The organism is Actinocrispum sp. NPDC049592, assembly GCF_040675465.1.
Lineage (GTDB): Bacteria > Actinomycetota > Actinomycetes > Mycobacteriales > Pseudonocardiaceae > Kibdelosporangium.
The window spans coordinates 166,126-178,192 of sequence record NZ_JBFAPA010000006.1 but is presented as its reverse complement, the minus strand read 5'-3'; the positions used below and the strand labels follow the sequence as shown (position 1 = coordinate 178,192).

Annotated in this window: 10 protein-coding genes and 1 tRNA gene; 6 read left to right on the top strand and 5 right to left on the bottom strand. The window is 69.8% G+C overall.

Features of this window, described 5'->3' with window-relative positions:
* Positions 1–62 precede the first annotated feature (62 nt).
* The 6 genes from AB0J95_RS17650 to AB0J95_RS17625 all read left to right on the top strand — a co-directional run bounded on the left by AB0J95_RS17650 (position 63) and on the right by AB0J95_RS17625 (position 6,988).
* Positions 63–803 carry a Rid family hydrolase gene (locus tag AB0J95_RS17650; RefSeq protein WP_364758246.1) on the top strand — a complete coding sequence of 247 codons (741 nt, stop codon included), beginning with the start codon at positions 63–65 and terminating at the stop codon, positions 801–803.
* Positions 804–841: 38 nt separating this feature from the next.
* Positions 842–1,273, top strand: coding sequence for a Fur family transcriptional regulator (locus AB0J95_RS17645; protein WP_364758245.1), 432 nt, complete (start codon positions 842–844; stop codon positions 1,271–1,273).
* Positions 1,274–1,292: 19 nt separating this feature from the next.
* Positions 1,293–3,524, top strand: a complete 2,232-nt coding sequence (gene katG / locus AB0J95_RS17640; protein WP_364758243.1) for a catalase/peroxidase HPI — start codon at positions 1,293–1,295, stop codon at positions 3,522–3,524.
* Between the two features lie 68 nt (positions 3,525–3,592).
* Entirely contained in the window at positions 3,593–4,822 is a 1,230-nt protein-coding gene (locus AB0J95_RS17635; protein ID WP_364758241.1) for an MFS transporter, read from the top strand.
* A gap of 137 nt (positions 4,823–4,959) precedes the next feature.
* The gene (locus AB0J95_RS17630) at positions 4,960–6,300 is read left to right on the top strand and encodes a ferredoxin reductase family protein (protein WP_364758239.1); all 1,341 of its coding nucleotides are present in this window, start codon (positions 4,960–4,962) and stop codon (positions 6,298–6,300) included.
* Positions 6,301–6,367: 67 nt separating this feature from the next.
* Positions 6,368–6,988, top strand: a complete 621-nt coding sequence (locus AB0J95_RS17625) for a dihydrofolate reductase family protein (RefSeq protein WP_364758237.1) — start codon at positions 6,368–6,370, stop codon at positions 6,986–6,988.
* Here the strand turns inward: AB0J95_RS17625 and AB0J95_RS17620 are convergent.
* From AB0J95_RS17620 to AB0J95_RS17600, 5 genes are all read right to left on the bottom strand, one after another.
* Positions 6,910–7,998 (bottom strand): TDT family transporter, encoded by a 1,089-nt coding sequence (locus AB0J95_RS17620; RefSeq protein WP_364758236.1) that lies wholly within the window; start codon positions 7,996–7,998, stop codon positions 6,910–6,912. The genes AB0J95_RS17625 and AB0J95_RS17620 overlap by 79 nt on opposite strands.
* A gap of 68 nt (positions 7,999–8,066) precedes the next feature.
* Entirely contained in the window at positions 8,067–8,975 is a 909-nt protein-coding gene (locus AB0J95_RS17615) for a LysR family transcriptional regulator (protein ID WP_364758234.1), read from the bottom strand.
* A 23-nt stretch (positions 8,976–8,998) separates the two neighbouring features.
* Positions 8,999–10,681, bottom strand: a complete 1,683-nt coding sequence (locus AB0J95_RS17610; RefSeq protein ID WP_364758232.1) for a SelB C-terminal domain-containing protein — start codon at positions 10,679–10,681, stop codon at positions 8,999–9,001.
* The gene (selA, locus tag AB0J95_RS17605) at positions 10,672–11,931 is read right to left on the bottom strand and encodes an L-seryl-tRNA(Sec) selenium transferase (protein ID WP_364758230.1); all 1,260 of its coding nucleotides are present in this window, start codon (positions 11,929–11,931) and stop codon (positions 10,672–10,674) included. The genes AB0J95_RS17610 and selA overlap by 10 nt, the downstream gene beginning before the upstream one ends.
* Positions 11,931–12,025: transfer RNA gene (locus AB0J95_RS17600), tRNA-Sec, on the bottom strand. The genes selA and AB0J95_RS17600 overlap by 1 nt, the downstream gene beginning before the upstream one ends.
* Between the last annotated feature and the right edge of the window lie 42 nt (positions 12,026–12,067).

The window sequence follows — 12,067 nt, the reverse complement described above, 5'->3', positions numbered from 1 at the left end:
AAAGACCCACGCTGGTGCGAGGACGTGCTCGAAGCCGGCCGTCCTTCCCGACCGACCCTCCAGTGTGGACACTCGCGGGCGTCACCGGCTCGGCGTGGAAGCCGTCAGCCCTCGTCTCGATCCGCGTGATCGCCCACGCCGGCGACGGACCCAAGCGCTGCATCACCCCGCCCGCGCAGGCCTGGCGGTCGAAGTACCCGATGTCGGCGGCGGTGCTCAAGGGCGACTTGGTGTTCGTCGGCGGCCAGCTCGCCACGATCGAACCCCCGTTCCTGCACGTCAACCAGTTCCGCCAGTGCTACGCCGGGATGCTGGACTGCCTGCGCGAGGCGGGCGCGGACTTCGCGGATGTCCTCGACTTCACCTCGTTCCACGAGGACATCCGCGGGGCACTGCCCACAATGGACGATGTGTACATCCCGGAGATCATGGCCGGGTGGACACCGAACTGTCCGCCACGATGGCCGACATCGTGGAGGTCTCGTCCTTCCACAAGGACCCGCGCTCACTCCCCGAATAACCCGCGTGTCCCACGTTCGTGGCCCCCGTGTCCCACGTTCACGGACCCCGAAATCTCCGTCGAGCCCGACGTATGGAGAACTCGGGGGCGGCGAATGGAGAACTCGGGGGCGGCGGATGTGGGACACGGGGGCGATGAACGTGGGACACGGGGCGGCGGGCGTCGTTCCGTCACGCGCGGTATCGTCCGGCTTGATCTTGATACCCGGCTGGGCCTGGCCCGGCCGGGTATCGGCGTACCGGACCGGTTCGGACGGGTGAGTTCGCGACTGGCCCGGTCCTAAACTTGAATGATTCCAGAAAACAGGGCAGACTGCCGGGCGTGCCCAGCACTTCGGACTTCGAGCGCATGCTGCGTGGGGTCGCGCTGCGAGTGACGCGCCCCCGTGTCGCGGTGCTGTCCGCTGTGCATGACCAGCCGCACGCCGACACCGACTCGATCATCGGCGTCGTGCGGGCGGAGCTCGGCGGGGTGTCCCACCAGGCCGTTTACGACGTCTTACGCGCGCTGACCGTGGCCGGTCTGCTGCGGCGGATCGAGCCGCCCGGCTCGGTGGCGCGGTACGAGACGAGGGTCGGGGACAACCACCACCACGTCGTGTGCCGGTCATGCGGTGCCATCGCGGATGTCGACTGCGCGGTGGGCCCCGCGCCCTGCTTGACCCCATCCGACGACCACGGCTTCGCCATCGACGAGGCCGAGGTCATCTACTGGGGCCTGTGCCCCGCCTGTTCCTCCTCCCGCAGTTCCTGAAACACCTGGAAGGATTCTCGTGTCTGACAGTCATGACGCCGTCGTTGGAGACATGAACGACGAGAGCGCCGGCGGGTGCCCGGTCCAGCACGGTCGCTTCAGCCACCCGACCGAGGGCGGCAGCAACCGTGACTGGTGGCCGAACCGGCTGAACCTCGCGATCCTGCGCAAGCACAGCGCGGTCGCCGACCCGATGGGCCCGGACTTCGACTACGCCGCCGAGTTCCAGACCGTGGACCTGGACGAGCTGGCCAAGGACGTCGACGAGGTGCTCACCACCTCCAAGGACTGGTGGCCCGCCGACTTCGGCCACTACGGCCCGTTCATGATCCGGATGGCGTGGCACAGCGCGGGCACGTACCGCGTGGAGGACGGCCGCGGCGGTGCCGGAGCGGGCATGCAGCGGTTCGCGCCGCTCAACAGCTGGCCGGACAACGGCAACCTGGACAAGGCCCGGCGCCTGCTGTGGCCGGTCAAGAAGAAGTGGGGCCGGCGGATCTCCTGGGCCGACCTGATGATCTTCACCGGCAACCGCGCCCTGGAGACCATGGGCTTCAAGACCTTCGGCTTCGCCGGCGGCCGCGCGGACGTGTGGGAGCCGGACGAGGACGTGTACTGGGGCCCGGAGCGCACCTGGCTGGGCGACGAGCGCTACACCGGTGACCGCGAGCTCGAGGCGCCGCTGGCCGCCGTGCAGATGGGCCTGATCTACGTCAACCCGGAGGGCCCCAACGGCCAGCCGGACCCGCTGGCCGCGGCCCGCGACATCCGCGAGACGTTCGGCCGGATGGCGATGAACGACGAGGAGACCGTCGCGCTGATCGCCGGTGGCCACACCTTCGGCAAGACGCACGGCGCGGCCGACCCGGACAAGTACGTCGGCCCGGAGCCCGAGGGCGCCTCGATCGAGGAGCAGGGCCTCGGCTGGCGCAACTCGTTCGGCTCCGGCAAGGGCCGCGACGCCATCACCAGCGGCCTCGAGGTCACCTGGACCTCCACCCCGACCCAGTGGGGCAACGGGTTCTTCGACAACCTGTTCCGCTACGAGTGGGAGCTGACCAAGAGCCCGGCCGGGGCCAACCAGTGGGTGGCCAAGGACAACGCCGGTGCCAACACCATCCCGGACCCGGAGAACGGCACCCTCAACCGGCCGCCGACAATGCTGACCACCGACCTGGCGCTGCGGTTCGACCCGATCTACGAGCCGATCTCGCGCCGATTCCACCAGGACCCGGCCGCGTTCGCCGACGCGTTCGCGCGCGCCTGGTTCAAGCTGACCCACCGCGACATGGGCCCGATCCAGCGCTACCTCGGCTCGCAGGTGCCGCAGGAGGAGCTGATCTGGCAGGACCGCGTGCCGGCCGTGGACCACGAGCTCGTCGACGCCCAGGACGTGGCCGCGCTCAAGCAGCGCATCCTCGACTCGGGCATCCCGGTCGCGCGCCTGGTGTCCACCGCGTGGGCCTCGGCGGCCAGCTTCCGCAACAGTGACAAGCGTGGTGGCGCCAACGGTGCCCGCATCCGCCTCGAGCCGCAGCGCGGCTGGGAGGTCAACGAGCCCGACGAGCTCGCGCAGGTGCTGCGCACGCTGGAGGGCATCCAGGAGTCCTTCAACAGCGCCCAGACCGGCGGCAAGAAGGTCTCGCTGGCCGACCTGATCGTGCTGGGCGGTGTCGCCGCGGTCGAGCAGGGCGCCAAGGCGGCCGGCTTCGACGTGCAGGTGCCGTTCACCCCGGGCCGCACCGACGCCTCGCAGGAGCAGACCGACGTCGAGTCGTTCGCCCAGATCGAGCCGAGCGCGGACGGGTTCCGCAACTACCGCGGCAAGGGCAACCGGCTCCCCTCGGAGTACCTGCTGCTGGACCGCGCGAACCTGCTGGACCTGAGCGCGCCCGAGCTGACCGTCCTGATCGGCGGCCTGCGCGTGCTGGGCGTCACGCAGAACTCGCTGGGCGTGCTCACCGAGACCCCGGGCGCGCTGACCAACGACTTCTTCGTCAACCTCCTGGACATGGGCACGGCGTGGCAGCCGGTGTCCGAGGACGCGGAGACCTTCGAGGGCCGCGACCGTGACACGGGCGAGCTGAAGTGGACCGGCAGCCGCGTCGACCTGGTCTTCGGCTCGAACTCCGAGCTGCGGGCGGTCGCCGAGGTGTACGCCAGCGACGACGCCAAGGAGAAGTTCGTCCGCGACTTCGTGGCCGCGTTCGACAAGGTCATGAACCTCGACAGGTTCGACGTCAAGAAGTGATCCGGTGTCCGGGCCGGCCGTCAGTCCGGCCGGCCCGGACCCTTCGGCGGGCTGTTACGGTTGCCGCGATGCGCCGTTACGCAGGGTTGCTGGCCGAACGGAACTTCCGCCTGCTCTGGCTGGGCGAGACGATCAGCCAGACCGGCACCGCGGTCACCTCGGTGGCCATGCCGCTGATCGCGGTGACCACGTTGAACGCCAGCACGTTCGTGGTCGGGTTGTTGAGCGTCGCGGTCTGGCTGCCCTGGGTGCTGGTCGGCTTGGCCGCGGGCGCGTGGGTCGACCGGGTCGATCGAAAACCGCTGATGGTGGCCGCCGACGGCGTGTCCATCGCGCTGCTGGCCAGCGTTCCGCTGGCGGAGTGGCTGGGCGTGCTGTCCATCCCTTTTCTGCTGGTCGTGGTCTTCGGGATCGGCGTCACCTCGGTCTTCTTCCTCACCGCGCAACAGGTGTTGATCCCGTCGGTCGTCGAGCGGAACGACCTGCCCGAGGCGAACGCCAAGATCCTGGGCAGTGAGGCCGCCGCCCGGATCGCGGGCCCGGGCATCGGCGGCGTGCTGACGCAGGCGGCCGGCGCGTTCACCGGGATCCTGGTGAACGCGGCGGGTTTCGCCGTCTCCCTCGGCTGTCTGGTCGCGCTGAAGGTCGAGGAACCCGCCCGGCCCGCGGTGCGGCGTTCGCTGTTCCACGAGATCGGCGACGGGATTCGTTATATCGCGACGGATCCGTACCTGCGGCCGGTGACCACGTTCGCCGCGGCGGTGAACCTCGCGAGCAGCGCGATCCAGGCCCTGCAGGTCGTGTTCCTGGTGCGGGTGGTCGGCGCCGGCCCGGTCACCGTCGGCGTCATGCTGGCCATCACCGCAGGCGGGGCGCTGGCCGGTGCGATGGCCATCCGCCGGGTGACCGTGTGGCTGGGCACCGGGCGCGGCATGGTGGTGACCGCGTTCACGACCGTCCCGTTCGTCCTGCTGATCCCGCTCACCACCGACGGCCTCGGCCTGGTCTGGTTCGCGGTGGGCATGTTCATGCTGGACGCGGGCATCACCGGCACGAACGTGATCATCGGCAGCTTCCGGCACGCCTACTGCCCGCGCGAGATGCTGGGCCGGGTCGTGGCGAGCATGCGGACCCTCGCCTACAGCGCGTTGCCGCTCGGCGCCCTGCTCGGCGCGGTGCTCGGCACCGTGCTGGACATCCGCGGCGCCATGTGGCTGGCCGCGGTCGTGCTGACCCTCAGCGCGCTGTTCCTGTTGCCGCTGCGGCAGACCCGGGACCTGCCGGTCAACGACGTCTGACCGGTGGCCTGGCGACATCCTGCCGGGCGGACAGGCAATTTGTTCACGCCCCTCATGTCCGCTTCAGGAATCTCGATATGGCTGTACATACTGTGCACCGGCTTGTGGCGCAGGCCGTGACGTGGATGTGAGGACAGATGGTGACGACGGGTACACAGCAGGCACAACGCACCGGCATGGCGCCGGTGGTTCAGGCGCGATTGGTGTTGTGGGCGTTCGTCGTCGTCAACGTCGTGATCGTCGAGACCCTGTTCATCACAGTGGGTACGGGCAAGAACAACATCCTGACGGTCGCCAAGTTCTTCGGGCTGCACGCGTTCCTGTTGCTGATGTTCCAGCTGCTGCTGATCTCGCGACTGTCCTGGCTGGACCGGCGGATCGGTATGGACCGGCTCACGGTGTGGCACCGCTGGGTCGGGTTCACCATGTTCTGGACGGTGCTCACGCACGCCACCCTGGTCGTGCTGGGGTACGCGACCCTGGACAACGTGTCGATGGTGAAGACCTTCGGCGCCCTGGCCGGGGTGCCCGCGTCGCTGCTCGGCATGCTCGCGGCGGCCTGTGTCGTGGTGATCGCGGCGACCTCCCTGCGGCCGCTGCGGCGCAAGCTGCGCTACGAGACCTGGCACGCGATCCACATGCTGGTGTACCTGGTGATGGCATTCGCGTTCGTGCACCAGATGATCGAGACGACCACGTTCGCCTCGTCGATCTTCGCGCGGGTCTACTGGTGGGCGCTGTGGCTGTTCGCGGTCGGCGCGCTGATCACCGGTCGGCTGATCATCCCGTTGCGGCGGAACGCTTTTCACCAGTTCCGTGTGGAGGCCGTGGTGCCCGAGTCGGACAACGCGACCTCCGTGTACGTCACCGGCCGCAACCTCGGCAAACTGCCCGCGCAGGCCGGCCAGTTCGGCATCTGGCGGTTCCCCGGGCACAACAACTGGTGGCTGGCCAACCCGTTCTCCCTGTCCGCGGCGCCCAACGGCCGCAACCTGCGGCTGACCGCCCGCGCCGTCGGCACCACCAGCGCCGGGCTGCGGCAGCTCCAGGTCGGCAGCCGCGTGTTCCTGGAGGGCCCGTACGGCGCCTTCACCACCAAGCAGCGCACCAAGTGGGGCATGGTGCTGATCGCCGGTGGTGTCGGCATCACACCGATCCGGGCGCTGCTGGAGGAGCGCTGGCCGGGTGACGTGGTCGTGCTGTACCGCGTGCGTGACGAGCGGGACGCCGTGCTGCTCAACGAGGTGCAGCAGCTGGTCAACGCCCGCCGCGGCCGCCTGCACCTGCTCACCGGCCGGACCGGCCAGGGCGCGCGCCCGTTCGAGCCAGAGGTCATGCGCAACGCCATCCCGGACATCACCGACCGCGATGTCTACGTGTGCGGCCCGCCCGCCATGACCGCCGCGGTCCTCACCAGCCTGCGCACCCTCGGTGTGCCCAACGGCCAGGTGCACGCGGAGAAATTCAGCCTGGCGTGACTGTCGATCCCGGGTCCGGTCGTTCGACGCAGAGGCAGACAACGCCCTAGACCCGGGAGAGAACCGCATGAGCACCATCGTGATCAACACCTTCGTCACCCTGGATGGCGTCGCGCAGGCGCCGGGCGGGCCGGAGGAGGACCGGACCGGCGGGTTCGAGCTCGGCGGCTGGACCGTGCCGCTGTTCACCGAGCAGGTCGGCGCGCTCATCGGCCCGTGGCACACCGGCGCGGGCGCGCTGCTGCTCGGCCGCCGGACCTACGACATCTTCGCCTCGCACTGGCCGAAGGTGCCGGCCGACCACGAGGAGGCGCCGATGGCCGAGATCCTCACCTCGACGCCGAAGTTCGTCGCGTCCCGCGGTTCGGCGAGCCTGGACTGGGAGAACAGCACCCAGCTGGCCGGTGACCTGCCTACCGCGGTGGCCGAACTGAAGGAGCAGGACCTCGGTGAGATCCAGGTGCTCGGCAGCCTCGACCTTGCGCAGACCCTGATCCGCCATGACCTGATCGACGAGTACCGGCTCGCGGTGTTCCCCGTGGTGCTGGGCTCGGGCAAGCGGCTGTTCGGCGACGGGGCGATCCCGTCCGGCCTGGAGCTGGTGTCCACTCAGGCGACGGACTCCGGCGTGGTCGGCATGGTGTACCGGCGTTCGGGCAAACCCACCTTCGGCTCCTTCATGCTGTAGGCGGTTCGCATCGCCACTGTCACCCAGGCGGTGACGAGCAGCAGGTAGAGCGCGACGGCGACGACCGCGAACATCTCGGCGTGGCTGCGGTTGTAGAGCGCGCTCGTGCCGGTGACGAGGGTGCCGACGGGGAAGGTGAAGCTCCACCAGGTGAGCGCGAACGGCAGCCTCCGGCGCGCCGCCCGCAGCGTCAGCGCGGCCGCCATGACCACCCACAACACCGCGAAGCCCCAGGTCACGACGCCGTAGAACAGGCCGAACGCGGCCGCCGCGTCGCCGTAGGGCGCGGGCAGGACGGTGGTGGCCGGTTGGGCAAGCAGGTTGGCGGCGGTGATCGACTGGCCGAGCGGGCCGAGCACGATCCACACGGTGGGCACGGTGCTGGCCGGTCCGGTTTTGTGCAGGACCAGCCGCTGCCACACCTGCGGAACGATGAACAGCGTGGCGAACAGGCTGACCCCGAACATCGCGTAGCAGGACATCAGCAGGGCCAGCTGTCCCTGGTGCGAGCTGACGTGCGGGATCAGCAGGGCGCCGTTGGACGCGGACACCATCGGCGGCACGACCGGCATCAGCCACCCGGCGAACGCGCTGTCGGCCTTGACGGCGTGGTCGGTCATCATCCGATAGGGGATCCACACCGCCGTGACCAGGCCGAACACCGTGCCCGCGGTCCACAGCGCCCAGTCGATCGCCACCGCGGAGTCCAGCCCGATCCAGTCCCGGCCGAGCACGAGCGTGCCGCCGCCGACGGTCACCAGCGCCATCGGCGGCGCGCCCCAGAACTGCGCCATCACCGGGTCGGCCGCGTACTCCCGGTGCTGCCGCCACTGTTTGACGAACGCGCAGGTCAGCGTGATGAGCAAGGCCGCGGCCAGCGCCCACACCACCGTGGCGGCGCCGCGGAGCCCAGGGAACTGCAGAGGCAGGCTCGCTGCCGCGTTGGCCACGATCCCGGTGCCCATCACCGAGGCGAACCAGTTCGGGCCGAGTCGGGTCGTGGCTGTCATGCTCCTATGTTCGGCCTGGTCACCGCGCCGCAGTAGACAGTGATCGGCGATGGATGCATAACCCGCGCCTATGGGTTCCGGGTCGCGATGGCGAGCAGGTCCTTGGCCGGCCCGTTCACCGGTTGCCCTTGCGGCCAGATCGCGTGCAGCCGCCGGGTGAGGTCGAGGCCCGGGATGACTATGCGGACTAGTGTTCCGCTTCTGAGCTCGGCCGTCACCGCTCGGGCGCTGAGGACCGCCGGGCCGATGCCGCCGATCGCGGCGGCCTTGATCGCCGTGGTGGAGGAGACTTCGAGGGCGGGTTTGGCCAGGGTGAGGTGGAGTTGTTCGTGGACCGCGCGTTCCCAGGCCTGGCGGGTGCCCGAGCCGGGCTCGCGGCTGACCAGGGGCGTTGCCGACAGCTCCTCGGCCTTCACCCGCTTCTTGCTGCCCCATGGGTGGTCCGGGGCGACCACGACCACCAACTCGTCCTGGGCGATCTCCTGAGCGTCCACCCCCGCGGGGATGGTCGGGCCCTCGACGAACCCTATCTCGGCGTCACCGTGCAGCACCTTGGTCGCGACCTCGCCGGAGTTGCCACACGAGAGCGCGGTCACCGTATTCGGAACAGCGCTCCGCAACGCGATCAGCCACCCAGGCAGCAGATACTCGGCCACCGTCAGACTCGCCGCGATCCTGAGCTGACTGTCCCGGTCGGTCTGCAAGGTCGCGATCCCTGCCGCCAGATCCGTCGCCCGCTCAATCGCCGGCTGAGCCCACCCAGCAACAAGCTCACCGACCGTCGTGAGCCTCGTCCCCCGAGCCTCCCGCTCCAACAGCCGGACACCGAGATGCCGCTCCAACTCTCTCAGCCGCGCGCTCGCCGCAGGCTGCGAAATCCCATGGGCAACCGCCGCCCGCCCGATGCTCCCCAGCTTCGCGACACTGAGCAGCAGGTCAAAGCTGGTGAGGTCGCTGACCCCGGCCGGTAGAGGCATAGCCGAAGCTTATGTGCTCGTCGCTAGGTCAGCTGTCGGCGGCCGTCGGGGAGGGGGTGGGTGTGGCCGAGGGTGTCGAGGGTTTCCAGGAGGGGGATGGCGACGCGGCGGGTGGTGTTGAGGGCGCGGCGGGCGTCACTGACGGTGAAGGGCTGGGGGAGGGTGGCCAGGATTTCAAGGGCCTGCGGGTAAGGGTCAGGGCCGAGGGTGATGCCGTCGGCGATGGTGGTCAGGCGGCCCAGGCGGGTGGCGGCGGCCAGCTCTTTGCGGCCGAGGCCGAGGGCGCGCAGATCGTCGGCTTCCGGGGCCTGGAACGGGTTCTCTCGGAGGGCTTGTTCGATCTTGCGGATGGCGGATTCGACTGGCTGCGGCAGGGTTTCGGCTGCGCGAGGCACGATGCCGTTGGTGAGCGGGCGGTCCAGGAGGGGTTCGACGAGGTCCAGGCTGGGCAGGTCGAGGGCTTGGCGGAGGGTCTCGGCTGGCATCCCGGCGGCGAGGGGGTGGGCGTCCAGCCATGCCGTGACGGACGATTGTGCCTGCGAGGCAAGGGTTTTCCAGTGTTCATCGGAGACGAGCCAGTCGCCGACCCGGTGGCCGATGGCGGCCCACCCCATGGCACGAGCCTCGGTGACCGCGATGAAACGTTTGCCGAGAAACGAATCTGCCGCGAGTTCTTCGACGCGCAGGCGGGCCGCGCCACGACGGGACAATGAAGGCGGGCGGACGTCGAGAACATCGAAGCCCGCGGCGATGCGGTGGGCTCCTGGATCGCGCAGCAGCCCGCGGTCACCGATCCGAAGTGGTAGCGGGGAAGCCAAAGTGAGGCGGGCGAACGAAGTCCCGAGTGGACGGACGTGCACCGGCACCGCGGCCGATCCGATGTGCAGGACGAGTTCCCGGTGTAGCTTCCCGGCCGACCGCAGGGCAACGTCCACTTCGGACGAAGTGAGCCACGCTCCTGGGGTGAGCAAGGCATCGCCGCGGCGGACGGTGTCCTTGCCGCGCAGGTTGACCGCGACCCGGGCGACCGCGCCGAGAAAGGAATGCGGCGAGCCCAGCGACTGCAGGCCGCGGACGTGCACACGGGCGCCGCTGGAAAGCTGAAGTTCATCGCCGATGTGAAGCGTGCCCGCGGTGAGGGTTCCGGTGACGACGGTTCCCGCGCCCCGGATAGTGAACGCCCGGTCGATCCACAGGCGGACATCGCCGTCGACATCGGGTGCGGGTAGGCGAGAGGTCATGGAGGCGAGCGCCGAACGCAGCTCTGGCAGGCCCGAACCGTCGTGGCTGACGGCAACAGCCGGGGAACCAGCCAAAGTGGTGTCCGAAAGTTCGTGCAGCGCCTGAGTCGTCGCCGATGAGGGAGACGCACGGTCGGCTTTGGTAATCACCACCAGGCCATGCCGCACGCCAAGCGCGTTGAGCGCGGCGACGTGCTCGGCGGTCTGCGGCATCCAGCCCTCGTCGGCGGCCACGACGAGCATCACCGCGGGCACCGGCCCGATGCCCGCCAGCGTGTTCGGCACGAACCGTTCGTGCCCGGGAACGTCCACAAAGGCCAGATCCGCGGTCCAGGCGAAGCCGAGGTCGATGGTGAGGCCACGGCGGCGTTCCTCCGCCCACCGGTCGGGTTCCATCCCGGTGAGCATCCGCACCAGGGTCGACTTGCCGTGGTCCACGTGCCCGGCGGTGGCGATCACGTGCATGCGAGCACGGCCTCGATCAGGTCCTGGTCCCGCGCGGGCGGGACGGTGCGCAGGTCGAGCAGGCACCGCCCGTTCTCGATCCGCCCGACCACACCCCGGGACCGCAAGGCGGCCGCGAACCGCGAAGGCAGCCTCACCGCGGCGCTGGGCAACGAGACCCCAGGTGCGCCACCGCCGCCAACCGCGGCCACCGATTCGACGACCTCGGCACCGGTCAACGCGGCGGCGATCTTCTCGGCCCGCTCGAGCAGAACAGCCTGCGACACCTCCAAAGCCGCACGCACCGGCGGCAATGGACCGCGCAGAGTCGCCTCCAGCGCGGCGAGGGTCAGCTTGTCCACCCGCAAAGCCCGAGCCGCGGGATGCCGGCGCAACCGTTCCACGAGACCGGCCTGCCCCAGCAGCAACCCGGCCTGCGGGCCGCCCAGCAGTTTGTCCCCGCTCGCAGTGACCAACGCGGCCCCGTCAGCCAGCACAGAGGCAGCATCGGGTTCATCGGGCAGCAACGGATGCGGGGCCAGCAAACCCGACCCGATGTCCACGATGACCGGAACGTCCAACCCGGCCAGCTGAGCGACCGGCACCGCCGAAGTGAACCCGCTGACCTGGTAGTTCGACGGATGCACCTTGAGCACGAACGCCGTCTCGGGCCCGATGGCCTCGGCGTAGTCGCGCAGGTGAGTCCGGTTGGTGGTGCCGACTTCGCGCAACCGCGCACCGGTGGACTCCAGCAGCGCGGGAATGCGGAACCCGTCGCCGATCTCAACCAGCTCGCCCCGGCTGACGATGATCTCCCGTCCCGCGGCCAAAGCCAGCCCGCACAACAGCAGCGCGGCGGCGTTGTTGTTCACCACGTGTACGGCGGCCCCGGGGACCGCCTCGGCGAGAGCCGCGAGAGCACCTTCGCCGCGCCGCGCCCGCGCGCCCGTGACCAGCGAGAACTCGACGTCGGTGAACCCGCTGGCCTCGACGACCGCCTCGACCGCGGCGGACGACAGGGGAGCGCGGCCGAGGTTGGTGTGCACGATGACGCCGGTCGCGTTGATCACCGGTCGCAGCGAGGACGGAGTGGCGGCGAGCACCCAGGCCACGATCTCGTCTGGCGGCAGCGAACCTGCCCGCGCACGCTCCTGAGCGGCGACGATCAGGGCTTTCACCCGGTCGCGGCCCAGCCGGCTGAGGGCGGGGGCGAGCGCCGGATCGGCCAGCAGCGCGTCCGTGCGGGGGATCAGCCGCCGCGGGTCAGCCATGGCGGAGACGGACGGGAATCGAACCCGCCAGCGGCAGTGCCTGCCGCTCAACGGTTTTGAAGACCGCGCCGGCCACCAGGCCGGGTACGCCTCCCTGGCTCATGCGCTCATCCTGCCAAGCACGGCCGGGACCTGC

Excerpts from the sequence above, each read along its gene's own strand:
- AB0J95_RS17630 (WP_364758239.1), top strand. The coding sequence starts at position 4,960 with ATGGTGACGACGGGTACACAGCAGGCACAACGCACCGGCATGGCGCCG.
- selA (WP_364758230.1), bottom strand. The coding sequence starts at position 11,931 with ATGGCTGACCCGCGGCGGCTGATCCCCCGCACGGACGCGCTGCTGGCC.
- AB0J95_RS17625 (WP_364758237.1), top strand. The coding sequence starts at position 6,368 with ATGAGCACCATCGTGATCAACACCTTCGTCACCCTGGATGGCGTCGCG.
- AB0J95_RS17610 (WP_364758232.1), bottom strand. The coding sequence starts at position 10,681 with ATGCACGTGATCGCCACCGCCGGGCACGTGGACCACGGCAAGTCGACC.
- AB0J95_RS17615 (WP_364758234.1), bottom strand. The coding sequence starts at position 8,975 with ATGCCTCTACCGGCCGGGGTCAGCGACCTCACCAGCTTTGACCTGCTG.
- AB0J95_RS17635 (WP_364758241.1), top strand. The coding sequence starts at position 3,593 with ATGCGCCGTTACGCAGGGTTGCTGGCCGAACGGAACTTCCGCCTGCTC.
- AB0J95_RS17620 (WP_364758236.1), bottom strand. The coding sequence starts at position 7,998 with ATGACAGCCACGACCCGACTCGGCCCGAACTGGTTCGCCTCGGTGATG.